Genomic DNA, 26,341 nt, shown 5'->3' on the forward strand with positions numbered 1-26,341 from the left:
GTTTCAGGACACGTCCGGGACACCCCTAAACTGGGCCCGTGACCGAGAACACTCAGCAGCAGACAGCAGCCACCACCGAATTGCCGACCCAGTACACGCCGGCCGAGGTAGAGGGGCCGCTGTACGAGCGCTGGGTAGAGCGCGGGTACTTCGAGGCCGACGCGAAGAGCGAGAAGCCCCCGTACACCATCGTCATCCCGCCGCCGAACGTCACCGGCTCGCTCCACCTGGGCCACGCGTTCCAGCACACGCTGATGGACGCCCTGGTCCGGCGCAAGCGCATGCAGGGCTTCGAGGCCCTGTGGCTCCCCGGCATGGACCACGCCGGCATCGCCACCCAGAACAAGGTCGAGCAGCAGCTCGCCGAGGAGGGCAAGTCCCGCCACGACCTGGGCCGCGAGGAGTTCGTCGAGCGCGTCTGGCAGTGGAAGGAGGAGTACGGCGGCCGGATCCTCGGCCAGATGCGCCGTCTCGGCGACGGCGTCGACTGGTCGCGCGAGCGCTTCACCATGGACGAGGGCCTGTCCCGCGCCGTCCAGACCATCTTCAAGAAGCTCTACGACGACGAGCTGATCTACCGCGCCGAGCGCATCATCAACTGGTGCCCGCGCTGCCTCACCGCGATCTCCGACATCGAGGTCGAGTACCAGGAGGACGCCGGCGAGCTGGTCTCCATCCGGTACGGCGAGGGCGAGGAGAGCCTGGTCGTCGCCACGACCCGGGCCGAGACGATGCTCGGCGACACCGCCGTCGCCGTCCACCCGGACGACGAGCGCTACAAGCACCTGGTCGGCAAGCAGATCAAGCTGCCGCTGACCGACCGCACGATCCCCGTCGTCGCGGACACGCACGTCGACCCGGAGTTCGGCACCGGCGCCGTCAAGGTGACCCCGGCGCACGACCCGAACGACTTCGCGATCGGCCAGCGCCACGACCTGCCCTCGCTGTCCGTCATGGACGAGCACGGCGTCATCACCGTTCACGGCCCCTTCCTCGGCCTGGACCGCTTCGAGGCCCGCTCGGCGATCGTCGGCGCGCTCAAGGAGCAGGGGCGCATCGTCGCCGAGAAGCGTCCGTACATGCACTCCGTCGGGCACTGCTCGCGCTGCAAGACCACCGTCGAGCCGCGTCTGTCGATGCAGTGGTGGGTCAAGGTCGGGCCGCTGGCCCAGCAGGCCGGTGACGCCGTCCGCGACGGCCGCGTGAAGATCCACCCCGAGGACATGTCGCGGCGCTACTTCGACTGGGTCGACAACATGCACGACTGGTGCATCTCGCGCCAGCTGTGGTGGGGCCACCGCATCCCGATCTGGTACGGCCCGAACGGCGAGGTCGTCTGCCTCGGACCCGACGACGAGGCGCCGACCGGCGAGGGCTGGACCCAGGACCCGGACGTCCTGGACACCTGGTTCTCCTCCGGCCTGTGGCCGTTCTCCACGCTCGGCTGGCCGGAGAAGACCCCGGACCTGGAGAAGTTCTACTCGACCGACGTCCTGCTCACCGGCCACGACATCATCTTCTTCTGGGTCGCCCGGATGATGATGTTCGGTCTGTACGCGATGGACGGCCAGGTCCCGTTCACGACGATCGCGCTCACCGGCCTCGTCCGCGACGAGTTCGGCAAGAAGATGTCGAAGTCGAACCCGAACGCGGTCGACCCCCTGGACTGGATGGACGCGTACGGCTCCGACGCCGTCCGCTTCACCCTCGCCAAGGGCGCCAACCCGGGCGCCGACGTCCCGATCGGCGAGGACTGGGTCCAGGCGTCCCGGAACTTCGCCAACAAGATCTGGAACGCGACCCGCTTCGCGATGATGAACGGCGCGACCATCGAGGGCCCGCTGCCGGACGCCTCGCAGATGTCGGCGACCGACCGCTGGATCCTGTCCCGCCTCAACGAGACGGTCGCGCAGGTCGACGCGTACTACGAGGACTTCCAGTTCGCCAAGCTGAGCGAGTCGCTCTACCACTTCGCGTGGGACGAGGTCTTCGCCTGGTACGTCGAGCTGTCGAAGACCACCTTCTTCGCGGGCGGCGAGCAGGCCAAGGTCTCCGGCCGGGTCCTCGGCGAGGTCCTGGACGTCATGCTGCGCCTGCTGCACCCGATCGTCCCGTTCGTCACCGACACCCTGTGGACCACCCTGACGGGCGGCGAGTCCCTGGTGATCGCCGACTGGCCGAAGGACTCCGGCTTCCGCGACAAGGCGGCCGAGGAGGAGATCGAGCTGGTCCAGCGGCTCGTCACCGAGGTCCGCCGGTTCCGCAAGGAGCAGGGCCTCCAGGACGCGCAGAAGGTCCCCGCCCGCCTCGAACTCGCCGGTACCGCGCTGGTCGCGCACGAGGCCGCCATCCGGCAGCTGCTGCGCCTCCAGCCGGAGGGCGAGGGCTTCGCCGCCACCGCCTCCCTGCCGGTCGCCGGCGCGACGGTCTCGCTCGACCTGTCGGGCACGATCGACGTGGCCGCCGAGCGCAAGCGGCTCGCCAAGGACCTCGCCGCCGCCGAGAAGGAGAAGGCGCAGGCCGAGGGCAAGCTCGGCAACGAGGCCTTCCTGGCCAAGGCGCCGGACAACGTGGTCGACAAGATCCGCACCCGTCTGGCCAAGGCGGAGGAGGACATCGCCCGCATCCAGGCCCAGCTGGAGCGCCTGCCGCAGGCGTGACCCGTACGGGGTGATCCCCAGGGCAGCACCGAGGGGCCCGGCACCGCACACGCGGTGCCGGGCCCCTCGCGCGTGGGCCGGCCCGGTCGGGCGCTTCATGCGCATTTCCGTCGTAAGTGCCCGATGTCACACCGGGCGGGACTTCGGGTCCTCGGCGGCGGGACGAAGGACCCGGGATGATGGAACGCATGCTTCCCCTTCCCGCCCCGTCCGCGCTGCGCCGCTGCGCGGACCGGTGGGCGGTGTCGCCCCGCGCCATGGACCTGGTCGCCGCGCTGAGCGCCTTCGGCCTGATGGTGCTCGACGTGCCGGGGCTGGCCCGCGCGGACAACTCGCTCACCGGGGTCACCGCCACCCTGGTCCTCGCCGCCGGCGCCGCCACCCTGGTGCTGCGCCGCCGGGCGCCCTGGGTGCCGTTCGCGGTGGCGCTCGTCCTGATGGGCTGGCTGCACGAGCTGACGATGATCCAGTTCGCGTTGTACTCGCTCGGGCGCTTCCGGGGCCGGCGCACGGCCGTGCTCGCCACCCTGCTGTACGTGGCCGCCGCCTACGCGTACTTCCAGACGCCCGGCTGGCCCGCCCGGCACGGCGAGGCGCTCAGCGACTTCCTCAGCCTGGTGGTCCCCATCGGCGTCCTCGCGGCCGGTGTCGGCATCGCCGCCTACCGCCACGACCTGGTGCGCGCCCTGGAGGCCGAGCGCCGCGAGGCCGCCGCCCGGCAGGCCGTCCAGGAGGAGCGGATCTCGGTCGGCCGGGACGTCCACGACCTGGTCGGCCGCGAGCTCACGGTGCTCGCCGTGCGGGCCGAGGTGCTGGCCGCCCGGGCCGGGCGGGACGCCGGGGGAGAGGCGTACCGGAAGGACTTCGAGGAGCTCGCCGACACCGCACGGCGGGCCCACCGGACGCTCAACGAGACCCTCGTGCGGCGCGCCGACGAGTGCGCCGCGCCCGGGCTCGACGGACTCGCCGCGCTCGCCGAGGAGAGCGGGCGGATCGGCAGCCCGGTACACCTGGAGGTCGCCGAGGAGGCGAAGGCCCTGTCGCCGCTGCGCCAGACGGCCGTCCACCGGGTGGTCCGCGAGTGCCTGACCAACGCCGCCAAGCACGCCCCGGGCCTCCCGGTCACCGTCACGATCACGGTCGAGGGCCCCGAGCTCCGCGTCGAGGTGCGCAACCCGCTCGCCCCGGCCCCGCCCGACCGCGCCCCCGTCTCCACCGGCACCGGCCTGGTCTCCATGGCCGAGCGGGTCACCAGCATGGGCGGCACGCTCACCGCCCGCCGCGAGCACGGCGCCTACGTGGTCCGCGCGACCCTGCCGGCCGGCCTCGGCCAGAGCCACCGCGCCGCGCGCCCGCGCGGCGCGGCGGCCCCGTCGGGTGCTGTCGGCGGCGCTCCGTAGACTGGACGCGTGAGTGAGCCGAGCGACCCGACCGACCCGCGCGATGCCAGCGACGAGCTGTTCGACGACATCGTCGACAACGAGACCCACCGTGACCCGGACCTGGCGGTGATCGAGGCCGGCAGCCGCACCCTGCGCACCATGGGCGGCCCGCCGCAGGGCGACCCGGTGCCGGCCCGGCCGGCCGACCCCGAGGTCGACAAGGCGCTGCGCGAGGTCGAGACCGAGCTGTCCACCCGCTGGGGCGAGACCAAGCTGGAGCCCTCCGTCAAGCGGATCGCCGCGCTGATGGACGTGCTCGGCGAGCCGCAGCGCGCGTACCCGTCGATCCACATCACCGGCACCAACGGCAAGACCTCCACCGCCCGGATGATCGAGGCCCTGCTCGGCGCCTTCGACCTGCGCACCGGCCGCTACACCTCGCCGCACGTGCAGACCATCACCGAGCGCATCAGCCTGGACGGCGCCCCGATCGACCCGGAGCGCTTCGTCGAGACCTACCGGGACATCGCGCCGTACGTGGAGCTGGTCGACGCCCGTGAGGAGTACCGGCTCTCCTTCTTCGAGGTGCTCACCGCAATGGCGTACGCGGCCTTCGCCGACGCCCCGGTCGACGCGGCCGTGGTCGAGGTCGGCATGGGCGGCACCTGGGACGCGACCAACGTCATCGACGGCTCCGTCGCCGTCGTCACCCCGATCGACCTCGACCACACCGACCGGCTCGGCGGGACGACCGCCGAGATCGCCGGCGAGAAGTCCGGGATCATCAAGCAGGGCGCGACCGTGATCCTGGCCCAGCAGCCGGTCGACGCGGCCCAGGTGCTCCTGAAGAAGGCCGTCGACGTGGACGCCACCGTGGCCCGCGAGGGCATGGAGTTCGGCGTCGTCTCCCGCGAGATCGCGGTCGGCGGGCAGCTGCTCACCCTGCGCGGCCTCGGCGGCGAGTACGACGAGGTGTTCCTGCCGCTGCACGGCGCGCACCAGGCGCACAACGCGGCCGTGGCGCTCGCCGCCGTCGAGGCCTTCTTCGGCATCGGCGCGCAGCACGCCCGGACCCTCGACGTCGACACGGTCCGCCGGGCCTTCGCCCAGGTGGCCTCGCCGGGCCGGCTTGAGGTCGTGCGCAAGTCCCCGACGGTGATCCTGGACGCCGCGCACAACCCGCACGGCGCCCGCGCCACCGCCGAGGGGGTCAGCGAGGCCTTCGGCTTCTCCCGGCTCATCGGCGTGGTGTCCACCAGCGCCGACAAGGACGCCAAGGGCCTCCTGGAGGCCTTCGAGCCGATCTTCGCGGAGGTCGTGATCACCGCGAACTCCAACCCGCGGGCCACCGACGTCGACGCGCTCGCCGCGCTCGCGGTCGAGGTCTTCGGCGAGGACCGGGTGGTGGTCGAGCCGCGCCTGGACGACGCCCTGGAGACGGCGATCACCCTCGCCGAGGAAGAGGGCGAGTACGCGGGCGCGGGAGTCCTCGTGACCGGTTCGATCTTCACGGTCGGCGACGCCCGGCTGCTGCTCAAGAGGGGCTGAGGCGGAGCCATGCGGGTGCTGTGTTCCTCGACGCTGATCGGCGAGTTCTTCGTCATCGGCTTCGCCGGGCTGGTCGCCATGAAGGACGACACGCTGGCGATGTCGACCGTGTGGTGGGTCTGCGGGATCGCGATGGTCCTGTCGGTGCTGCTGTGCGGGATGATCACCCGTCCGGGCGGCGTGCAGCTCGGCTGGGCCCTGCAGATCGCGCTCATCGCCAGCGGCTTCTTCGTGCCGGTGATGTTCTTCCTCGGCGCGGTCTTCGCCGTGCTGTGGTGGGCCTCGGTGCACTACGGGCGCCGGATCGACCGGGTGAAGGCCGACTGGGCGGCCCGCCAGGCGGCCGAACCGGTCTCCGCAGGGCCTGACGCTGCGTGATCGGCCCCGGCCGGGGCCCTGTAGATTCGTACGCCCGCACACTGTTGTCTGAAGGAGTTCTTCCGTGAGCCAGCGATCGCTCGTCCTGCTCAAGCCCGACGCCGTCCGCCGTGGTCTGATCGGCGAGATCATCGGCCGTATCGAGCGCAAGGCGGGCTGGACCATCACGGCCCTGGAGCTGCGCGAGCTCAGCGAGGAGACGCTGGAGCAGCACTACGGCGAGCACAAGGGCAAGCCCTTCTACGAGCCGCTGATGGGCTTCATGCAGTCCGGCCCGGTCGTCGCGCTGGTCGTCGAGGGCGAGCGGGTCATCGAGGGCCTGCGCACCCTGGCCGGCCCGACCGACCCGATCGCCGCCGCGCCCGGCTCCATCCGGGGCGACTTCGGCACCATCGTCCGCGAGAACCTGATCCACGCCTCGGACTCCGAGGAGTCCGCCGCCCGTGAGCTGAAGATCTTCTTCCCGGGTCTCGTCTGAACCCTCCGCTGACCGGGTGTCATCCGATCAGCGTCACGGCCTGGGGGCGACCGAAGGAATTCGGTCGCCCCCAGGCATATGAACGCCGATCCCGGGAACGGATCGCCGCGTCCAACCGTCACCTGTACAGAGGTGGACTGGGGCGGTCCGCCGCGCGGTATCCGTGCGGGCGGCACTACGATGGAAAACTCCACGCCGTACCACCTTCAGCCACCACCTCGCCGACCTGAGAAGCCGTCAACGCTCCGCTAGGGAAGGCCCGACGCATCCTCATGGGAAACAAGGGGAACTCAATGTCGTTCATCGGCCGTGACATGGCTGTCGACCTCGGGACCGCCAACACGCTGGTGTACGTCAGGGGTCGAGGCATCGTTCTGAACGAGCCGTCCGTCGTCGCGATCAACACCAACACCGGCGGCATCCTCGCGGTCGGTGCCGAGGCGAAGAAGATGATCGGCCGGACGCCCGGCAACATCGTCGCCGTCCGTCCGCTCAAGGACGGCGTGATCGCCGACTTCGAGATCACGGAGCGGATGCTCCGCTACTTCATCCTCAAGATCCACAAGCGCCGCTACCTGGCCCGCCCCCGGGTCGTCGTCTGCGTGCCCTCCGGCATCACCGGAGTGGAGCGCCGTGCCGTCATCGAGGCCTCCACCCAGGCCGGCGCCCGCCAGGTGCACATCATCGAGGAGCCGATGGCCGCGGCCATCGGCTCGGGCCTCCCGGTCCACGAGGCCACCGGCAACATGGTCGTCGACATCGGCGGCGGCACCACCGAGGTGGCCGTCATCTCCCTCGGCGGAATCGTCACGGCACAGTCCATCCGGGTGGCCGGCGACGAGCTGGACAACGCGATCATCCAGCACATCAAGAAGGAGTACTCGCTCCTCCTCGGTGAGCGCACCGCCGAGCAGATCAAGATCACCATCGGCTCGGCCTACGACCTCGAACAGGACGAGCACACCGAGATCCGCGGCCGCGACCTGGTCTCCGGCCTGCCCAAGACCGTGGTCATCTCCGCCGCCGAGGTCCGCAAGGCCATCGAGGAGCCGGTCAACGCGATCGTCGACGCGGTCAAGACCACCCTCGACAAGTGCCCGCCGGAGCTCTCCGGTGACGTCATGGACCGCGGCATCGTTCTCACCGGTGGCGGCGCCCTGCTGCGCGGCCTCGACGAGCGGCTCCGCCGCGAGACGGGCATGCCGATCCACATCGCCGAGGACCCGCTGGACTCCGTGGCCCTCGGCTCCGGCAAGTGCGTCGAGGAGTTCGAGGCGCTCCAGCAGGTCCTGGACGCCCAGCCGCGCCGCTGACCCGCGGCGCGCCCGCGCCCGCACCCCCACCCGTACAACTCCATCTTCACACCCCGTCACATCCCGTCGTTTCGAGGAAGGGCACGGCCGCCGCACGTGAGGGACACACGAGAGAGCCGGCTGCTCCTGGTGCTGCTGATCGCCATCGCGTTCGCACTGATCACGGTGGACATCCGAGGAGGCCAGGAGTCGCCGGTCGACGGTGCCCGACAGGCCGCGGCCGCGGTCTTCGGCCCCGTCGAGAACGGAGTCGCCTCGGCGGTCGACCCGATCGGCAACGCCATAGGGGCGGTCCGCGACTCCGGCGAGCGGCACGACCGGATCGCCGCCCTGGAGCAGGAGAACGCCGCCCTCAAGGCGAAGCTCGGCAGCGACGACCGCAACCGCAGCCGGCTGCGCGAGCTCGACGCCATGCTGAAGACCGCAGGCGCCGGGCAGTACGGCATCAAGGGCGCCGAGGTCATCGCCATAGGAGCGGCCCAGGGCTTCTCCTGGACGGTCACCATCGACGTCGGCGCCCGCGACGGCATCCGCCGCGACATGACCGTGCTCAACGGCTCGGGCCTGGTCGGCCGGGTCACCACCGTCGGCCCCAGCACCTCCACCGTGCTGCTCGCCAACGACCCCGACTTCACCGTCGGCACCCGCATGGAGAAGACCGACGAACTCGGCTTCGCCACCGGCCAGGGCGACCGCCCGCTGCTCGTGCAGCTGCTCAACGGCAAGGCCAAGGTCAAGCCCGGCGACCGGCTCGTCACCTTCGGCTCGCAGGCCGACAAGCCCTTCGTGCCCGGCGTGCCGGTCGGCGAGGTGGTCCGCGTCGACCCCTCGGGCGGCGGCCTCACCCGCAACGTCTACGTCCGCCCGTACGTCGGCTTCACCAAGCTCGACATCGTCGGCGTCGTCGTCCAGGCCCCGCGCACCGACCCGCGCGACATGGTCCTGCCGCAGAAGCCCAAGCCCGCCCCGACCGTCACCGTCACGGTGACCCCGCCGCCCCCGGACGGGCAGCAGCAGCCGGGCGGCAACCAGAACCAGCCGCAGCAGCAGGGCGTGCGGCCGGCCGATCCGCAGGGCCCGGCCGCGCCGCAGGACCCGGCGGCCCCGGCCGACCCGCAGAAACCGGCCGACCAGCCGGACCAGCAGCAGCCGCAGGACCAGGGGGAGACACCGTGAAGATCAACCGCATCCTCCTCTCCGCGGCCCTGATCGTCGTCGCCCTCGTCGTCCAGGTCTCCGTCCTCGCCCGGCTCCAGCTCCCCGGCGCCGTCCCCGACCTCGTCCTGCTCACCGTCGTCGCCCTCGCCCTCGTGCACGGGCACGTCACCGGCGCGCTCGTCGGCTTCACCGCCGGACTGCTCGCCGACCTCGCGCCGCCCGCCGACCACGCCGCCGGGCGCTACGCCCTCGTGCTGTGCGTCGTCGGCTACCTGTGCGGCCTGGCCAAGCCCGAGAACGGCCGGCTCAAGTCCGCCACCGGCCCGATGACCGTGGTCGTCGTCGCCGCGCTCGGCTCCACCCTGCTCTACGCGGGCGTCGGCGCCCTGGTCGGCGACACCGCCGCCCGCCATGTCGGCCTGGGCTTCCTGTTGTTCACCGCGGCCCTCTACGACCTGCTCCTCGCGCCCTTCACGGTGCCGCTCATCATGGCGATCGCCCGGCGCGCGGAGAACGACCCGCTGGCCGACACCAACGGCGGCAGCGGCGCCGACGTCGCCTCCGGCTGGCTGTCCTCCGGCACCGGCCTGCGGATCGGCACCCAGCGCGGCGGACTGCGCGTCAAGGCCGCCCGCACCCGCGCCTCACGCGCCGGACGCATCAAGGGAGTCAAGCGACTGTGACCCAGGGGGAAGCCGCAGCATGAGCAACATCCCCGAGACCGGGCGGACCCCCCGGGTCCAGATCCGGCTCGTCGTCATCCAGGTCCTCGTCTTCTCACTGCTCTTCACCCTCGGCGGACGCCTCTGGTACCTCCAGATCCGCAACGGCAAGGAGTACACGGACGAGGCCAAGAACAACCACGTCCAGCAGGTCGTCCAGCCCGCCGTCCGCGGCTCCATCCTGGACGCCCGCGGCGTGCCGCTGGCCGACAACGAGACCCGGCTCGTGGTCTCCGCCTCGCGCACCGAGCTGATGAAGATGAAGGACGACGGCAAGGGCGTCCTCACCCGCCTGGCCGGCGTCCTCGGCATGAAGCCCGAGGACGTGGTCAACAAGATCCGGCTCTGCGACTCCAAGACCCCCAAGCCCTGCTGGAACGGCTCGCCCTACCAGCCGATCCCGGTCACCGACGAGGCCACCACCCAGCAGGCCCTGCAGATCCGCGAGCGCGCCGAGGACTTCCCCGGCATCACCGCCGAACCCGCCGCCGTCCGCCGCTACCCGGCCCCCGGCAAGGCCCGCACCTCCCAGGTCCTCGGCTACCTCTCGCCCGTCACCGACGAGGAGATCACCAAGGCCAAGGACACCGATTCGCCCTACCTGCGCTCCGACCAGGTCGGCCGCTCCGGCCTGGAACGCACCTACGACAAGGAGCTGCGCGGCAAGGCCGGCGTCACCCGCTACGAGGTCGACAACCTCGGCCGGGTCATCGGCCAGGCCAAGGCCGACCCCGCCGTGCCCGGCGCCAACGTGGTCACCTCCATCGACGCCCGCGTCCAGGCGGTCGCCGAGTGGGAGCTGCACAACGCGATGGTCGAGGCCCGCAAGACCTTCGACAAGAACACCAACGAGAACTACAAGGCCGACGCCGGAGCCGTCGTCGTCATGGAGGCCAAGACCGGGCGCATCGTCGCCATGGCCTCCCAGCCCGACTACGACCCCAACGCCTGGGTCGGCGGCATCTCCGCCAAGGACTACGCCGCCCTCACCGGCAAGGACTCCAACTTCCCGCTGCTCAACCGCGCCATCCAGGGCCAGGCCGCCCCCGGCTCCATCTTCAAGGTCGTCTCGACCACCGCCGCCGTCAACGCCGGCTACGACTTCGACGGCCGCTACCAGTGCGGCAGCTCGTACTCCATCGGCAACCAGGTCTTCAAGAACTTCGAGTCGCAGAACCACGGCCCCATCAGCCTCGGCCGCGCCCTCGAAGTCTCCTGCGACACCGTCTTCTACGCCCTCTCCCACCAGCAGTGGATCAAGGACGGCGGGATGAAGCCGAAGAAGAACCCGGGCGACTGGTTCTACAAGACGGCCCATCAGTTCGGCCTCGGCGCCGAGACCGGCATCGACCTCCCCAACGAGGTCAGCGGCCGCGTCCCGGACCGCCAGTGGAAGCAGAAGTTCTGGGAGGCCAACAAGGACTGGTGGTGCAAGAACGGCAAGAAGGGCGGCACCTACGTCCAGCAGCTGTCGTACGAGAACTGCCTCGAAGGCAACCTGATGCGCGCCGGTGACTCCGTCAACTACTCCATCGGCCAGGGCGACACCCTCGTCACCCCCATCCAGATGGCCACCATCTACGCCGCCATCTCCAACGGCGGCACCCTGTGGAACCCCACCGTCGGCAAGGCCGTCATCAGCGCCGACGGCAAGAACGTCCGCGAGATCGCGCCCAAGTCGCACGGCCGGCTGCCCTTCGACGCCAAGACCCGCGACTTGATAGACGAAGCCCTCGCGGGAGTCGCCACCCGCGGTACGGCCGCCTGGCGCTTCGGCGGCTGGCCGCAGGACAAGATCCCGATGCACGCCAAGACGGGTACCGCCGAGGTCTACGGCAAGCAGACGACCTCCTGGTTCGCCACGTACACCAGGGACTACGCGATCGTCATGACGATCTCCCAGGGTGGTACGGGCTCCGGCGCCTCCGGCCCCGCCGTGCGCAACATCTACGACGCGCTCTACGGACTCGACGACTCCGGCAAGCAGGACCTCAAGCGCGCCCTGCTCCCGCAGCCGCAGAAGGCGCTGCCGAAGATCGAGGCCGACGGCTCCATCGACGCGCCGAAGATCCAGCCGTACGACCCCGAGGCCGGCAAGGTCGACCCGGAGAAGGCCCTCGCGGACGGCACCCAGCCGCCCGCCCCGCCGGCCGACCCGGCGAAGAAGCCCGACGACGACCCGCTCGCGGGCCCGCCCCCCACCCACCGAGGGAGGCTCTGACCCGATGAGCGCACCCCACGGCTTCTCCGTCTCCCGCTACGCCCCCGAGCGCGGCGCCCTCGCCCGGCTCACCGCCCGCGACTCGGTGCTGCGCCGGCTCGACTGGCCGATGCTGCTGTCGGCGCTCGCGCTGTCCTTCCTCGGCTCGCTGCTCGTGTGGTCCGCGACCCGCGGCCGCACCGAGCTGAACCAGGGCGACCCGTACTACTTCCTCTTCCGGCACGTCCTCAACACCGGCATCGGGCTCGCCCTGATGATCGGCACGGTCTGGCTCGGCCACCGCACCCTGCGCGGGGCCGTGCCGTTCCTCTACGGCCTCTCGATCCTGCTGATCCTCGCCGTCCTCACCCCGCTCGGCGCCACCATCAACGGCGCCCACGCGTGGATCGTGGTCGGCGGCGGCTTCTCGCTCCAGCCCAGCGAGTTCGTGAAGATCACCATCATCCTGGTGATGGCGATGCTGCTGGCCGCCAAGGTCGACGCCGGCGACCAGCTCCACCCCGACCACCGCACCGTCGCCAAGGCGCTCGGCCTCGCCGCCCTGCCCATGGGCATCGTCATGCTGATGCCCGACCTCGGCTCGGTCATGGTCATGGCCGTCATCGTGCTCGGCGTGCTGCTCGCCTCCGGCGCCTCCAACCGCTGGGTCCTCGGCCTGATCGGCGCGGGCGTCCTCGGCGCGGTCCTGGTCACCACGCTCGGCATGCTCGACGAGTACCAGATCAACCGCTTCGCCGCCTTCGCCAACCCCGACCTCGACCCGGCCGGCGTCGGCTACAACACCAACCAGGCCCGCATCGCCATCGGCTCCGGCGGCCTGCTCGGCGCCGGGCTGTTCAAGGGCTCCCAGACCACCGGCCAGTTCGTGCCCGAGCAGCAGACCGACTTCGTCTTCACCGTCGCCGGCGAGGAGCTCGGCTTCGTCGGCGCCGGGCTCATCCTGGTGCTGCTCGGGGTCATCCTGTGGCGCGCCTGCCGGATCGCCCGCGAGACCACCGAGCTGTACGGCACGATCGTCGCCGCCGGCATCATCGCCTGGTTCGCCTTCCAGTCCTTCGAGAACATCGGCATGACGCTCGGCATCATGCCGGTGGCGGGCCTGCCGCTGCCCTTCGTCTCGTACGGCGGCTCGTCGATGTTCGCCGTCTGGGTGGCGATCGGACTGCTCCAGTCGATCCGCGTACAGCGCCCGATGACCGCCTGACGGCGGTTAGATTCGGGGTATGGCCGAGACCAAGCGCGAGATCGAGCGGAAGTACGAAGCCACGGCGGGCGGCCCGCTGCCGGACCTCACCCGGGTCCCCGGGGTGGCCGAGGTCGTCGACGACGGCGTCATGGAACTGGACGCCGTCTACTACGACACCCCCGACCTCCGGCTCGCCGCCGACGGCCTCACCCTCCGCCGCCGCACCGGCGGCAGCGACGCCGGCTGGCACGTGAAGTTCCCCGTCACGGTCGGCGTCCGCGACGAGATCAGGGCCCCGCTGAGCGACACCCTCCCGGGTGAGCTCGCGGGGCTCCTGCGTTCCCGCGTCCGGCACGCCGAGGTCGTGCCCGTCGTCCGGCTCCGCTCCGCACGCGACGTGCGCCGGCTGCTCGCCGCCGACGGCAGTCCGCTCGCCGAGCTCTCCGTCGACACCGTCCGCGCCGAGCGCCTGCCCGACGGGCCCACGGCCGACTGGACCGAGATCGAGGTGGAACTCGCCGACGGCGTCGACGACCCGGCCCTCCTCGACACCGTCGAGCAATGCCTCCGCACGGCGGACATCCACCCCTCGACCGCCCCCTCCAAACTCGCCCGCGCCCTCGCCGAGACCGGCACGGGACCCGAGGCCGACACCCGAGCCGGATCCGACACCCGAGCCGACGCCGGGCCCCGCCCCGCGAAACCCGGCACCGCCGGTGCCGCCGTCCTCGCCTACGTACGCGAACAGCACGAGGCGATCGTCGCGCTCGACCCCGCCGTCCGCCGCGAGCTGCCCGACGCCGTCCACCAGATGCGCGTCGCCTGCCGCCGGATGCGCAGCGCCTTCAAGACCTACCGCCGGGTGCTCGACCGGGAGGTCACCGACCCCGTCGGCGAGGAGCTCAAGTGGCTCGCCGGAGAGCTCGGCGTCGCCCGCGACCAGGAGGTCCTCGACGCCCGGCTGCGCGCCCGCGTCGCCGACCTGCCCCCCGACCTCACCCTCGGGCCCGTCGCCGCCCGGCTGCGCCGCCGGGACGCCGCACTCGCCAGGAGCGCCCGGCGCCGGGCCCTGGACGCCCTCGACTCCGAGCGCTGCCTCGCCCTCCTCGACGCCCTCCACGCCCTCCTCGCCGACCCGCCGCTGCGCGCGGACGCCCGCCGCCCCGCCCCCAAGGTCCTCGCCAAGGCCGTGCGCAAGGACCACAAGCGGCTCGCCCGCCGGATCGAGCACGCCCTCGCCCTCGCCCCCGGCGAGGAACGCGACCGCGCCCTCCACGAGGCGCGCAAGGCCGCCAAGCGCGCCCGCTACGCCGCCGACGCGGCCCGCCCCGCCCTCGGCAAGCCCGCCAGGAAGCTCGCCAAACGCGTCAAGGCCGTGCAGTCCCTCCTCGGCGAACACCAGGACGCCGTCGTCGCCCGGGCCGCGCTCAGGGAGATCGCGATCCAGGCCCACGGCGCCGGCGAATCCGCCTTCACCTGGGGACTTCTCCACGGCCGCGAGGAGGCCGCGGCCGCCGCCGCCGAGCGGGAGCTGCCCGCGGTCTGGGCCCGCGCCTCGGCCCCCGGACTCACGGCGGCGCTGACCCGCTGAGCACCGGGGTACGCTTGAGAGTCGCCCCCCTGCCAGCTCACGAAGGTTCGAGATGTCTGCTGCCGAGTCTGTCTTCCCGCAGCTCGAAGCTCTGCTCCCGCACGTGCAGAAGCCGATTCAGTACGTCGGTGGAGAGCTGAACTCCACGGTCAAGCCGTGGGAGTCCGCCGACGTCCGCTGGGCGCTCATGTACCCGGACGCCTACGAGGTCGGTCTGCCCAACCAGGGCGTCATGATCCTCTACGAGGTACTGAACGAGCGCGAGGGCGTCCTCGCCGAGCGCACCTACAGCGTGTGGCCCGACCTCGAGGCGCTGATGCGCGAGCACGGCGTCCCGCAGTTCACCGTGGACAGCCACCGCCCGGTCGGCGCGTTCGACGTCTTCGGCCTGAGCTTCTCCACCGAGCTCGGCTACACCAACATGCTCACCGCCCTCGACCTGGCCGGCATCCCGCTGGAGTCGAAGGACCGGACCGTCGACCACCCCATCGTGCTCGCCGGCGGCCACGCCGCCTTCAACCCCGAGCCGATCGCGGACTTCATCGACGCGGCGATCATCGGCGACGGCGAGCAGGCCGTCCTCGACATGACCGAGATCATCCGCCAGTGGAAGGCCGAGGGCCGGCCCGGCGGCCGCGAGGAGGTCCTCTTCCGCCTCGCGAAGACCGGCGGCGTGTACGTCCCGGCGTTCTACGACGTCGAGTACCTGCCGGACGGGCGCATCGGCCGCGTCGTCCCCAACAAGTCCGGCGTGCCGTGGCGCGTGTCCAAGCACACCGTCATGGACCTGGACGAGTGGCCCTACCCCAAGCAGCCGCTCGTCCCGCTCGCGGAGACCGTCCACGAGCGCATGTCCGTCGAGATCTTCCGCGGCTGCACCCGCGGCTGCCGCTTCTGCCAGGCCGGCATGATCACGCGCCCCGTGCGGGAGCGAAGCATCACCGGCATCGGCGAGATGGTGGACCGCGGCCTGAAGGCCACCGGCTTCGAGGAGGTCGGCCTGCTGTCGCTGTCCTCCGCGGACCACTCCGAGATCGCCGACATCGCCAAGGGCCTCGCCGACCGCTACGAGGACGAGAAGGTCGGCCTGTCGCTGCCCTCGACCCGGGTGGACGCCTTCAACGTCGACCTCGCCAACGAGCTGACCCGCAACGGGCGCCGCTCCGGCCTCACCTTCGCCCCCGAGGGCGGCTCCGAGCGCATGCGCAAGGTCATCAACAAGATGGTCTCGGAAGAGGACCTGATCCGGACCGTCGCCACCGCCTACGGCAACGGCTGGCGCCAGGTGAAGCTGTACTTCATGTGCGGCCTGCCCACCGAGACCGACGAGGACGTCCTCCAGATCGCCGACATGGCGATCAACGTCATCGCCAAGGGCCGCGAGGTCTCCGGCCAGAACGACATCCGCTGCACCGTCTCCATCGGCGGCTTCGTGCCCAAGCCGCACACGCCGTTCCAGTGGGCCCCGCAGCTGTCGGCCGAGGAGACGGACGAGCGCCTGGCCAAGCTGCGCGACAAGATCCGCGGCGACAAGAAGTACGGGCGCTCGATCGGCTTCCGCTACCACGACGGCAAGCCCGGCATCGTCGAGGGCCTGCTGTCCCGCGGCGACCGGCGCGTCGGCGCGGTCATCCGCGCGGTGTACGAGGACGGCGGCCGCTTCGACGGCTGGCGCGAGCACTTCTCGTACGACCGCTGGATGGCGTGCGCGGAGAAGACGCTGCCCGAGTTCGGCGTGGACGTCGCCTGGTACACCACCCGCGAGCGCACCTACGAGGAGGTCCTGCCCTGGGACCACCTGGACTCCGGTCTCGACAAGGACTGGCTCTGGGAGGACTGGCAGGACGCGCTCGACGAGACCGAGGTCGAGGACTGCCGCTGGACCCCGTGCTTCGACTGCGGCGTCTGCCCGCAGATGGACACCCACATCCAGATCGGCCCGACGGGCAAGAAGCTGCTGCCGCTGACCGTGGTGAAGTAGCCGCGCGGTCCCGCGTTGCGATCGGGTGACGGCCCGGCGGAGGGGAGAACCCTCCGCCGGGCCGTCCGCGTCCCTCCGGTCATGAGCACGGAAAACCCGGCGCCGCCTCCGCCTGCCGCCCCGCACGCCCTGATCCGCATCCCGGTCCGGATCGTGGTCCTGGTCCTCGTCCTCCCGGTCCGCCTCGCCTGGGACGCCCTGCGCACCGCCACCCGCTTCCTCGACCGCACCGTCCTCCGCCCCCTCGGCCGGGCCCTCGCCTGGCCCTTCGTGATGCTGTGGCGGTACGTGGTCGTGGTCCCGGCCGTGTGGCTGTACGGCGCGGTCCTCGTGCCGCTGGGCCGGGGGATCGGGTGGCTGCTCACCCGTACGGGGCAGGGGCTGGCCTGGCTGCTCACCGGCCTCGGCCGGGCCCTCGCCTGGCCGCTGGTGATGCTGTGGCGGTACGGGATCGCCACCCCGGCGGTGTGGCTGTACGGGGCGGTCCTCGTGCCGCTGGGCCGGGGGATCGGGTGGGTGCTCACCCGTACGGGGCAGGGGCTGGCCTGGGTGTTCGGCGGCCTCGGCCGGGGGCTCGCCCGGGTCTTCGGCGGGGTCTGGCGGGGCCTGTCCTGGTTCCTGGGCGGGATCTGGAACGGCGTCTCCTGGGGCCTCGTACGGCTCGGCCGGGGGATCGCCGTGCTCGCCCGCTGGACCGGGACCGTCCTCGCCTGGCCGTTCGTGGCCCTCGGGCGGTGGGTGCTCGTGCCCTTCGTCACCTACGGGATCGCCCGGCCCGCCGCCTGGCTGTGGCGCCGGGTACTCGCCCCGCTCGGGCGCGAGCTGGCCGACGCGCTCGGGATCTGCTGGCGGGCCGCCGGCTTCGTGTCGCGGGCCTTCGGCCGGGCGGTCGGATGGGTGCTGCGCACCCTGCTCGTACGGCCGCTGACCTGGGCGTACCGTCACCTCGTCGCCCTGCCCCTGGCCTGGGCGTACCGCACGATCTGCACCCCCGTCGGGCACTGGATCCGCGACGCCGTCTGGACCCCCGCCCGCACCGCCCTCCGCCAGGCCGGCCGCGCCACCGGCACCGCCCTCGCCCAGGCACGCGACACCGTCCGCCGGGCCCGCCAGGACGCCTGGCGCGCGCTCGTCGGCGGGGCCGGACCGGACCGGGGCGGGGAACCGCAGGTGGCGGGGGCGCGTACTCTGGGTAGTACAACGAACGTGCCCGGCGCGGCGCCCGCACCCGAGATCTCCCTGCACAAGCAGGGGTGAGCCGGGCGGGTCCCCCGGGACACCACCCGCATTTCGAGGGCGGCGCGGCCGGCCGCGCCCGCCCCGCACCGAGGAGAAGAACCACTGGGCAAGCGACAGCCCGAAGGCCCGCCGCCCGCACCGGCGGTGCAGCGCATCCGACTGCGCTACACCAAGCGCGGCCGCCTCCGGTTCACCAGCCACCGTGACTTCCAGCGCGCCTTCGAGCGCGCCCTGCGCCGTGCCGAGGTGCCCATGGCGTACTCGGCCGGCTTCACCCCGCACCCCAAGGTCTCGTACGCCAACGCCGCACCGACGGGCACCGGCTCCGAGGCCGAGTACCTGGAGATCGCCCTCACCGAGGCCCGCGACCCCGAGACGCTGCGGGCCATGCTCGACGAGTCCATGCCCGACGGCCTCGACATCGTCGACGCCGTCGAGGCCCGCGTCTCCGGCCTCGCCGACCGGCTCACCGCCTCCGTGTGGGAGCTGAGGCTCGACGGCGTGGACGCCGACACGGCCCGCAAGGCCGCCGAGGCGTTTCTCGCGGCCGAGACCGTGGAAGTACAGCGCAAGACCAAGAACGGTCTGCGCACCTTCGACACCCGCGGTGCCGTCGTGGAGCTGACCGCGGCCCCCGCCCAGGGCGATCCCCAGGGTGATAGGCCGCTGGACAGCGCCTGTGCGATACTGCGGCTGGTTGTTCGGCACGTGACACCTGCCGTTCGACCCGACGACGTCCTGTCCGGTCTCCGAGCTGTGGCCGACCTGGCGCCGCCGGTCCCCGCAGCGGTGACCAGGCTGGCGCAGGGGCTCTTCGACGAGGAGACCGGCACGGTGACCGACCCGCTCGCGCCCGACCGCGAGGCAGTCACGGCCGCTTCACCCACGGCCGCCGCGACCGCCTCAGCGACGGCGCCGGGTGCGGGTACCGCGTAGGGAGCGTCGTCGCAGCGCCGCCCTGGTACTCGGGAGCCACCTGGGTCGGGCAGCGCAACGACCAGGAGACTTTCGCCAGGCCGTCCGCAGAAGGCGTACGGAACCGGCGAGCCAGACACTGAGCTCCCGTGCGGCGCCCGCGCCCCGGACGGCGGCACCGCGCTTCACGCGCGTTCGTGCCGCCGGACCGGAACCGGACGCGGCGCCCGGGAGCGTGACGGGAGAACCGCCCGCATGCTCGAACAGCACGAAGAGAACGAGAACGGCAACGCCCCCGGTGACAAGCTGCCGCCGCGCCGCCGTCGCCGCGCCGCGTCCCGGCCGGCCGGTCCGCCGGTGACCGCCGGGACCACCGCCGAGACCCCCGAGACCACCGAGATCGTGACGGCCGCCCCGGCCGCCGCGCCCGTGGCCGAGGCCGCACCGGCCGAGGAGGCCGCCCCGGCCCCCCGTACCCGCCGCCGCGCCACCCGCAAGGCCACCGCGCCCGAGACCACCCCCGCCCCGGCCGAGGCCGAGGCTCCCGCCGGGGAGCCGGCCGTCGCCGCCGAGCCGGAGCCGGAGGCCGCTCCGGCCCCGCGCACCCGCCGCCGTGCCACCCGCGCCACCGCCACCCCGGTCGCCGCCGAGGCCGAGGCTCCCGCCGCGGAGCCGGCCGTCGCCGCCGAGCCGGAGCCGGAGGCCGCTCCCGCCCCGCGCACCCGCCGTCGCGCCACCCGCGCCACCGCCACCCCCGCGCCCGAGAGCGCCGCCCCGGCCGCCGAGCCGGTGACCGAGGCCGCGCCGGCCGAGGAGGCCGCCCCGGCGCCCCGTACCCGCCGCCGTGCCACCCGCAAGGCGACCGCGCCCGCCCCGGCCGAGGCCGTGAGCCCGGACGTCGCCGCCGAGCTCGCCGCGGAGACCTCCGGCGAGGCGCTGCCCGAGGACACCGTCGAGGAGATCGCCTCGCACGGCGCCGAGGTCGCCGCCGCCGAGCAGGCCGCCACCCGCGGCCGCACCCGCCGCCGCGCGTCCTCGCCGCAGTTCACCGCCGGCACCGAGGCCGCCCCGGCCGCACCCGCCGCCCCGGCCGAGGAGGCCCCGCGCGCCCGCCGCGCCGCCCGCCCGGCCGTCGCCGTCTTCCAGGCCCCGGTCTTCACCGAGCCGATGTTCCAGACCCCGGAGACCGCCGCCGCCATGGCCGCGGCCGAGGCCGTCGAGGAGGAGCCGGAGGAGGAGACCGAGGTCGAGGCCGCCCCGGCCGAGGTCTACGAGGCCGAGGAGACCCCGCGCTCCCGCCGCCGGCGCCGCCGCCGCGGCGAGCCCGTCGCGGTCGAGCCCGTCCCGGCCACCGTCGCCGACGAGCCCGAGGTCGAGTCCACCCCCGAGGCGGAGGCCGAGACCGAGGCCGAGGAGACCGACGAGTACGAGGACCGGCCGTCCCGGCGCCGCCGGCGCGGTGGCCGCCGCCGTCGCCGCGGCGAGCTCGCCGAGACGGAGGAGACCGAGGAGTCCGAGGAGGGCGAGGACTTCCACGCCGAGGACACCGGCGCCGAGGAGGAGGGCGAGGAGTCCGACGAGGCCGAGGCCGCCGCGGGCGGCTCCAGCAGCTCCCGCCGCCGCCGTCGCCGGCGCCGCCGCAGCGGCGACTCCGCCGTCGAGGCCGAGACCACCGACGAGGACGGCGTCCGCACGGTCGTCAAGGTTCGCGAGCCCCGCCCGGCCCGCGAGAAGTCCGAGCCCTCCGACGAGGTGCAGTCCATCAAGGGCTCCACCCGCCTGGAGGCCAAGAAGCAGCGCCGCCGCGAGGGCCGCGAGCAGGGCCGCCGCCGCGTCCCGATCATCACCGAGGCCGAGTTCCTGGCCCGCCGCGAGGCCGTCGAGCGCGTCATGGTCGTCCGCCAGAACGGCGAGCGCACCCAGATCGGCGTCCTGGAAGACAACGTGCTCGTCGAGCACTACGTCAACAAGGAGCAGGCCACCTCCTACGTCGGCAACGTCTACCTGGGCAAGGTCCAGAACGTGCTGCCGTCGATGGAGGCCGCCTTCGTCGACATCGGCAAGGGCCGCAACGCCGTCCTGTACGCCGGCGAGGTCAACTTCGAGGCGCTCGGCATGGCCAACGGGCCGCGCCGCATCGAGTCCGCCCTCAAGTCCGGCCAGTCGGTCCTGGTGCAGGTCACCAAGGACCCGATCGGCCACAAGGGCGCCCGCCTCACCAGCCAGGTCTCCCTGCCGGGCCGCTACCTCGTGTACGTGCCCGAGGGCTCGATGACCGGCATCAGCCGCAAGCTCCCGGACACCGAGCGCGCGCGCCTGAAGACCATCCTCAAGAAGATCGTCCCCGAGGACGCGGGCGTCATCGTGCGCACCGCCGCCGAGGGCGCGAGCGAGGACGAGCTGCGCCGTGACGTCGAGCGCCTGCAGGCGCAGTGGGCCGACATCCAGAAGAAGGCCAACCAGATCTCGACGTCCGCGCCGAGCCTGCTCTACGGCGAGCCGGACATGACCGTCCGGGTCGTCCGCGACATCTTCAACGAGGACTTCTCCAAGGTCATCGTGAGCGGCGACGAGGCCTGGGAGACCATCCACGGCTACGTCTCGCACGTCGCGCCCGACCTGGCCGACCGCCTCCAGCGGTGGACCAGCGAGGTCGACGTCTTCGCCACGTACCGGATCGACGAGCAGCTGATGAAGGCGCTCGACCGGAAGGTGTGGCTGCCGTCCGGCGGCTCGCTGGTGATCGACAAGACCGAGGCGATGGTCGTCGTCGACGTCAACACCGGCAAGTTCACCGGCCAGGGCGGCAACCTCGAGGAGACCGTCACCCGGAACAACCTGGAGGCGGCCGAGGAGATCGTGCGCCAGCTGCGGCTGCGCGACCTCGGCGGCATCGTCGTCATCGACTTCATCGACATGGTCCTGGAGTCCAACCGCGACCTGGTGCTGCGCCGCCTCCTGGAGTGCCTGGGCCGTGACCGGACCAAGCACCAGGTGGCCGAGGTCACCTCGCTCGGCCTGGTGCAGATGACCCGCAAGCGGGTCGGCCAGGGTCTCCTGGAGTCCTTCTCCGAGACCTGCGTCCACTGCAACGGGCGCGGTGTCATCGTCCACATGGAGCAGCCGGCCACGCACGGCGGCGGTGGCGGCGGCAAGCGCGCGAAGAAGCGCGGCCGCGGCGGTGCCGAGCACGTGCACGAGCACGCCGAGGCCGTGGAGACGGCGGAGGCGCCGGAGGCCGAGACCGAGGCCGAGGTCGCGGCCGAGCTCGCCGCCCCGGTGGCGCTGCCCGAGCCGATCGCCGCGGACGAGGAGCTGTACGGCAGCGCGGCCGAGGCCGAGGCGGCCGCCACCCGCGGTCGCGGCCGGCGCCGGGCCACCCGCCGGGTGTCCGCGCCCGTCGCCTCGCCGGCGGTCACCGAGACGGAGACCTACGAGGTCGTCGTACCGGAGCCGAAGGAGCGGAAGGTCGAGGAGCCGAAGGCCGAGGAGCCCGTCGCGGCGCCGGAGCCCGTGGCGCCCGCCGCCGAGGAGGAGGCCGCGCCCGCGCCCCGTACCCGCCGCCGGGCCACCCGCAAGGCCACCGCTCCGGCCGGTTCGCCGGCCGGCGCCGAGGAGGCCCCGGCCGCCCCGGCCGAGCCGGTCGCGGAGCAGCCCGCCGAGCCCGTCGCCGAGCCGGTCGTCGAGGAGGCCCCCGTGGCCGCCCCGCCGCGGGCGCGCCGCCGGGTGGTCCGCAAGGCCACCGCTCCGGCCGGTTCGCCGGCCGGTGCCGAGGAGGCCGCGGTGGTCGTCGTGACGTCCGCCGCCCCGGCCGAGTCCGTCGCCGAACCGGCTGCCGAGCAGTCCGGCGAGGCGGTCGCCGAGGAGGCCGCCGAGGCCCCCGCCCCGGCCAAGAAGGCGGCCCGCAAGACCGCCAAGAAGGCCACGGCGAAGAAGGCCGCCACCAAGAAGACGGCGGCCAAGAAGACCGCGGCGAAGAAGACGACCGCCAAGAAGGCGGCGAAGAAGACCGCCGCCCCCGCGCAGGACTGACCCAGTCCCCGTCGCGTCACCGCGTGGACCGTCCTCGGACCGAGGACGGTCCACGCGCTCTTCATCCAGGATCGGAATCAGGAACCCAGCCCGATGAACAACACCCCCGCTCCCCGCGTGCGCAAGGCCGTCATCCCGGCGGCCGGCCTCGGCACGCGCTTCCTTCCCGCCACCAAGGCGACGCCGAAGGAGATGCTGCCGGTCGTGGACAAGCCGGCCATCCAGTACGTGGTGGAGGAGGCGGTCTCGGCGGGACTGTCGGACGTCCTGATGATCACCGGCCGCAACAAGCGTCCGCTCGAGGACCACTTCGACCGCAACTACGAGCTGGAGGAGGCGCTGGTCCGCAAGGGCGACGAGGAGCGCCTGGCCCGGGTGCAGGAGTCCAGCGAGCTGGCCACCATGCACTACGTGCGCCAGGGCGACCCGCGCGGCCTCGGCCACGCCGTGCTGTGCGCGCAGCCGCACGTCGGCGACGAGCCCTTCGCCGTCCTCCTCGGCGACGACCTGATCGACCCGCGCGACCCGCTGCTCGCCCGGATGCTGGAGGTCCTGACCGAGCAGGGCGGCAGCGTCGTCGCCCTCATGGAGGTCGAGCCCTCCCAGATCCACCTGTACGGCTGCGCCGCCGTCGAGCCGTCCGCCGACGCCGACGTCGTCCGCATCACCGGCCTGGTCGAGAAGCCGGACCCGGCCGAGGCGCCCAGCAACTACGCGATCATCGGCCGCTACGTCCTCGACCCGGCCGTCTTCGACGTGCTGAGCGGCACCGAGCCCGGCCGCGGCGGCGAGATCCAGCTCACCGACGCGCTGGAGAAGATGGCCGCGGACGAGAGCCTCGGCGGCCCGGTGCACGGCGTGGTCTTCAAGGGCCGCCGCTACGACACCGGCGACCGCGGCGACTACCTGCGCGCCATCGTGCGGCTGGCCTGCGAGCGCGAGGACCTGGGCCCGGACTTCCGCGCCTGGCTCAAGGGCTTCGTCGCCGAGACGTCCGGCGAGACCTCCGCCTAGACGTCCGCCCAGCCGTCCGATCGCGCCTGACCTGCGGTCCGGCCGTGATTTGACCCCCTGCGGGCGCCGCCCGTAACCTAGACCGTCGGCGTGTCGACTGGCACGCCACCACCTCTGAGCACCTTCCTCACGGCTCGTGCCGGGAGAGGCCGTCCGCCCGTCAGGGCAGGGCGGCTGGCGTCAGAGGTCCCTTTACCGAGTGAGAGAGAGTCCGCGTGTACGCCATCGTGCGCAGCGGTGGTCGCCAGCACAAGGTTGCTGTCGGCGACATCGTTGAGGTTGACAAGATTTCCACCGCCAAGGCTGGCGACACGGTCGAGCTCTCGACCCTGCTCGTCGTCGACGGCGACGCCGTGACCAGCGACCCGTGGGTCCTGGCCGGCATCAAGGTCCAGGCCGAGGTCGTGGACCACACCAAGGGCGCCAAGATCGACATCCTGCGCTACAAGAACAAGACCGGCTACCGCCGTCGCCAGGGTCACCGTCAGCAGTACACGGCGATCAAGGTCACGTCCATCCCGACGGCCGCGAAGTAAAGAGGGACTGAGCAATGGCACACAAGAAGGGCGCATCGTCCACCCGGAACGGTCGCGACTCCAACGCCCAGCGGCTCGGCGTGAAGCGCTTCGGCGGTCAGGTCGTCAACGCGGGTGAGATCCTGGTCCGCCAGCGCGGCACCCACTTCCACCCGGGCTCGGGTGTCGGTCGCGGTGGCGACGACACGCTGTTCGCCCTGCAGGCCGGTTCGGTGCAGTTCGGCACCTTCCGTGGCCGCAAGGTCGTGAACATCGTTCCGGTCGCCTGATCGGAACAGCTTGGCGGAGGCGGACCTCACTTCCCGTAAGGGAAGCGGGTCCGCCTTTCGCGTGTTACTAGATAGACATTCCCACCCATAGCTTTAGCTTTCTGGAGGCCCACCCATGACCACCTTCGTGGACCGCGTCGAGCTGCACGTCGCCGCGGGTAACGGAGGCCACGGCTGCGCCTCCGTTCACCGGGAGAAGTTCAAGCCGCTCGGCGGCCCCGACGGCGGCAACGGCGGCCGTGGCGGCGACGTGATCCTCACCGTCGACCAGTCCGTCACCACGCTGCTCGAGTACCACCACTCCCCGCACCGCAAGGCCACCAACGGCAAGCCCGGCGAGGGCGGCAACCGCGCCGGCAAGGACGGCCAGGACCTGGTCCTCGCCGTGCCCGACGGCACCGTCGTCCTCGACAAGCGGGGCAACGTCCTCGCGGACCTCGTGGGCCACGGCACCACGTACGTCGCCGCCGAGGGCGGCCGCGGCGGCCTCGGCAACGCGGCGCTGGCCTCCGCCCGCCGCAAGGCGCCCGGCTTCGCGCTGCTCGGCGAGCCCGGCGACCTCCAGGACATCGTCCTGGAGCTGAAGACCGTCGCCGACGTGGCGCTCGTCGGCTACCCCAGCGCCGGCAAGTCCTCGCTGATCTCCGTCCTCTCGGCCGCCAAGCCGAAGATCGCGGACTACCCCTTCACGACCCTCGTCCCGAACCTCGGCGTGGTCACGGCCGGCTCGACCGTCTACACCATCGCCGACGTCCCCGGCCTCATCCCCGGCGCCAGCCAGGGCCGCGGACTGGGCCTGGAATTCCTGCGCCACGTCGAGCGCTGCTCGGTGCTGGTGCACGTCCTGGACACCGCGACCCTGGAGTCCGACCGGGACCCGGTCAGCGACCTGGACGCCATCGAGGAGGAGCTGAAGGAGTACGGCGGCCTCGGCGACCGCCCGCGCGTCGTCGTCCTCAACAAGATCGACATCCCGGACGGCAAGGACCTCGCGGACATGATCCGCCCGGACCTGGAGGAGCGCGGCTACCGCGTCTTCGAGGTCTCCGCGGTCGCCCGCACGGGCCTCAAGGAGCTCTCCTTCGCCCTCGCCGACATCGTCGCCAAGGCCCGCGCGGCCAAGCCGAAGGAGGAGGCGACCCGCATCGTCATCCGCCCGAAGGCGGTCGACGACGCCGGCTTCACGGTCACCTACGACGAGCACGAGGACGTCTACCGGGTGCGCGGCGAGAAGCCCGAGCGCTGGGTCCGCCAGACCGACTTCAACAACGACGAGGCCGTCGGCTACCTCGCCGACCGCCTCAACCGCCTCGGCGTCGAGGACGAGCTGATGAAGGCCGGCGCCCGCGCCGGTGACGGCGTCGCCATCGGCCCCGAGGAGAACGCGGTCGTCTTCGACTGGGAGCCCTCGATGGTCGCCGGCGCCGAAATGCTCGGCCGCCGCGGCGAGGACCACCGCATGGAGGCCCCGCGCCCCGCGGCGCAGCGTCGCCGGGACCGTCAGGCGGAGCGGGACGAGGCGCAGCGGGAGTTCGACGAGTTCAACCCGTTCTAGGGGTTGGGGGCGTCGGGGTTCCTGTGTGGTGTCCGGCGGACGGAGTCCGGCGTAGTCGTCCGATGCCCGTGAGGCCCTCTGGGGGCCGAGCGGTGCGAGGGCGGCCGTGGGTGGTCCTGCCCACCGCATGGAGGCCCCGCGCCCGGCGGCGCAGCGTCGCCGG

19 protein-coding genes are annotated in these 26,341 nt (G+C 72.5%); all 19 read left to right on the forward strand.

Features of this window, described 5'->3' with window-relative positions; genetic code table 11:
- Nucleotides 1–38: 38 nt before the first annotated feature.
- Entirely contained in the window at nt 39–2,660 is a 2,622-nt protein-coding gene (locus tag ACIGW2_RS24575) for a valine--tRNA ligase (protein WP_399845864.1), read from the forward strand.
- 188 nt (nt 2,661–2,848) lie between these two features.
- The gene (locus tag ACIGW2_RS24580; protein ID WP_399845867.1) at nt 2,849–4,060 is read left to right on the forward strand and encodes a sensor histidine kinase; all 1,212 of its coding nucleotides are present in this window, start codon (nt 2,849–2,851) and stop codon (nt 4,058–4,060) included.
- 9 nt (nt 4,061–4,069) lie between these two features.
- Nucleotides 4,070–5,590: a folylpolyglutamate synthase/dihydrofolate synthase family protein gene (locus ACIGW2_RS24585; protein WP_356072124.1), complete on the forward strand. Its 1,521-nt coding sequence runs from the start codon at nt 4,070–4,072 to the stop codon at nt 5,588–5,590.
- Between the two features lie 9 nt (nt 5,591–5,599).
- Entirely contained in the window at nt 5,600–5,968 is a 369-nt protein-coding gene (locus ACIGW2_RS24590; RefSeq protein ID WP_361585218.1) for a DUF4233 domain-containing protein, read from the forward strand.
- 64 nt (nt 5,969–6,032) lie between these two features.
- On the forward strand, nt 6,033–6,446 hold the full coding sequence (ndk, locus tag ACIGW2_RS24595) for a nucleoside-diphosphate kinase (RefSeq protein ID WP_356072130.1): 414 nt from the start codon (nt 6,033–6,035) through the stop codon (nt 6,444–6,446).
- 293 nt (nt 6,447–6,739) lie between these two features.
- Nucleotides 6,740–7,759: a rod shape-determining protein gene (locus ACIGW2_RS24600; RefSeq protein ID WP_019886273.1), complete on the forward strand. Its 1,020-nt coding sequence runs from the start codon at nt 6,740–6,742 to the stop codon at nt 7,757–7,759.
- A gap of 96 nt (nt 7,760–7,855) precedes the next feature.
- Nucleotides 7,856–8,935: a rod shape-determining protein MreC gene (mreC, locus tag ACIGW2_RS24605; protein ID WP_391656467.1), complete on the forward strand. Its 1,080-nt coding sequence runs from the start codon at nt 7,856–7,858 to the stop codon at nt 8,933–8,935.
- Nucleotides 8,932–9,600, forward strand: a complete 669-nt coding sequence (gene mreD / locus ACIGW2_RS24610; protein ID WP_361585224.1) for a rod shape-determining protein MreD — start codon at nt 8,932–8,934, stop codon at nt 9,598–9,600. Before mreC ends, mreD begins: the two co-directional genes overlap by 4 nt.
- Nucleotides 9,601–9,619: 19 nt before the next feature.
- Entirely contained in the window at nt 9,620–11,860 is a 2,241-nt protein-coding gene (mrdA, locus tag ACIGW2_RS24615) for a penicillin-binding protein 2 (protein WP_391656466.1), read from the forward strand.
- A 4-nt stretch (nt 11,861–11,864) separates the two neighbouring features.
- A complete protein-coding gene (gene rodA, locus ACIGW2_RS24620; protein ID WP_361585229.1) occupies nt 11,865–13,064 on the forward strand; it encodes a rod shape-determining protein RodA in 1,200 nt (399 codons plus the stop codon).
- 19 nt (nt 13,065–13,083) lie between these two features.
- A complete protein-coding gene (locus ACIGW2_RS24625) occupies nt 13,084–14,637 on the forward strand; it encodes a CHAD domain-containing protein (RefSeq protein ID WP_399845874.1) in 1,554 nt (517 codons plus the stop codon).
- 52 nt (nt 14,638–14,689) lie between these two features.
- Nucleotides 14,690–16,618 carry a TIGR03960 family B12-binding radical SAM protein gene (locus ACIGW2_RS24630; RefSeq protein ID WP_356072147.1) on the forward strand — a complete coding sequence of 643 codons (1,929 nt, stop codon included), beginning with the start codon at nt 14,690–14,692 and terminating at the stop codon, nt 16,616–16,618.
- An 81-nt stretch (nt 16,619–16,699) separates the two neighbouring features.
- Nucleotides 16,700–17,875: a hypothetical protein gene (locus ACIGW2_RS24635; RefSeq protein WP_399845876.1), complete on the forward strand. Its 1,176-nt coding sequence runs from the start codon at nt 16,700–16,702 to the stop codon at nt 17,873–17,875.
- Nucleotides 17,876–18,001: 126 nt separating this feature from the next.
- Nucleotides 18,002–18,793, forward strand: a complete 792-nt coding sequence (locus ACIGW2_RS24640; RefSeq protein WP_356072153.1) for a TIGR03936 family radical SAM-associated protein — start codon at nt 18,002–18,004, stop codon at nt 18,791–18,793.
- A 234-nt stretch (nt 18,794–19,027) separates the two neighbouring features.
- Nucleotides 19,028–22,804, forward strand: coding sequence for a ribonuclease E/G (locus ACIGW2_RS24645; RefSeq protein WP_399845878.1), 3,777 nt, complete (start codon nt 19,028–19,030; stop codon nt 22,802–22,804).
- A gap of 93 nt (nt 22,805–22,897) precedes the next feature.
- Nucleotides 22,898–23,818: a UTP--glucose-1-phosphate uridylyltransferase GalU gene (galU, locus tag ACIGW2_RS24650; RefSeq protein WP_391656462.1), complete on the forward strand. Its 921-nt coding sequence runs from the start codon at nt 22,898–22,900 to the stop codon at nt 23,816–23,818.
- Nucleotides 23,819–24,033: 215 nt separating this feature from the next.
- Nucleotides 24,034–24,354, forward strand: coding sequence for a 50S ribosomal protein L21 (rplU, locus tag ACIGW2_RS24655; RefSeq protein WP_265862363.1), 321 nt, complete (start codon nt 24,034–24,036; stop codon nt 24,352–24,354).
- Between the two features lie 14 nt (nt 24,355–24,368).
- Nucleotides 24,369–24,623 (forward strand): 50S ribosomal protein L27, encoded by a 255-nt coding sequence (gene rpmA / locus ACIGW2_RS24660; RefSeq protein WP_030494090.1) that lies wholly within the window; start codon nt 24,369–24,371, stop codon nt 24,621–24,623.
- 115 nt (nt 24,624–24,738) lie between these two features.
- A complete protein-coding gene (obgE, locus tag ACIGW2_RS24665; protein ID WP_361585243.1) occupies nt 24,739–26,178 on the forward strand; it encodes a GTPase ObgE in 1,440 nt (479 codons plus the stop codon).
- Nucleotides 26,179–26,341 lie beyond the last annotated feature (163 nt).

The organism is Streptomyces sp. NPDC053541 (genome assembly GCF_044544705.1).
Taxonomy (GTDB): domain Bacteria; phylum Actinomycetota; class Actinomycetes; order Streptomycetales; family Streptomycetaceae; genus Streptomyces.

Bases quoted from the DNA above. Each gene is read 5' to 3' on its own strand.
- ACIGW2_RS24580 (WP_399845867.1), top strand. From the start codon at position 2,849: ATGCTTCCCCTTCCCGCCCCGTCCGCGCTGCGCCGCTGCGCGGACCGG.
- ACIGW2_RS24590 (WP_361585218.1), top strand. From the start codon at position 5,600: ATGCGGGTGCTGTGTTCCTCGACGCTGATCGGCGAGTTCTTCGTCATC.
- ACIGW2_RS24600 (WP_019886273.1), top strand. From the start codon at position 6,740: ATGTCGTTCATCGGCCGTGACATGGCTGTCGACCTCGGGACCGCCAAC.
- mrdA (WP_391656466.1), top strand. From the start codon at position 9,620: ATGAGCAACATCCCCGAGACCGGGCGGACCCCCCGGGTCCAGATCCGG.
- rodA (WP_361585229.1), top strand. From the start codon at position 11,865: ATGAGCGCACCCCACGGCTTCTCCGTCTCCCGCTACGCCCCCGAGCGC.
- ACIGW2_RS24625 (WP_399845874.1), top strand. From the start codon at position 13,084: ATGGCCGAGACCAAGCGCGAGATCGAGCGGAAGTACGAAGCCACGGCG.
- ACIGW2_RS24630 (WP_356072147.1), top strand. From the start codon at position 14,690: ATGTCTGCTGCCGAGTCTGTCTTCCCGCAGCTCGAAGCTCTGCTCCCG.
- ACIGW2_RS24635 (WP_399845876.1), top strand. From the start codon at position 16,700: ATGAGCACGGAAAACCCGGCGCCGCCTCCGCCTGCCGCCCCGCACGCC.
- ACIGW2_RS24645 (WP_399845878.1), top strand. From the start codon at position 19,028: ATGCTCGAACAGCACGAAGAGAACGAGAACGGCAACGCCCCCGGTGAC.
- galU (WP_391656462.1), top strand. From the start codon at position 22,898: ATGAACAACACCCCCGCTCCCCGCGTGCGCAAGGCCGTCATCCCGGCG.
- rpmA (WP_030494090.1), top strand. From the start codon at position 24,369: ATGGCACACAAGAAGGGCGCATCGTCCACCCGGAACGGTCGCGACTCC.
- obgE (WP_361585243.1), top strand. From the start codon at position 24,739: ATGACCACCTTCGTGGACCGCGTCGAGCTGCACGTCGCCGCGGGTAAC.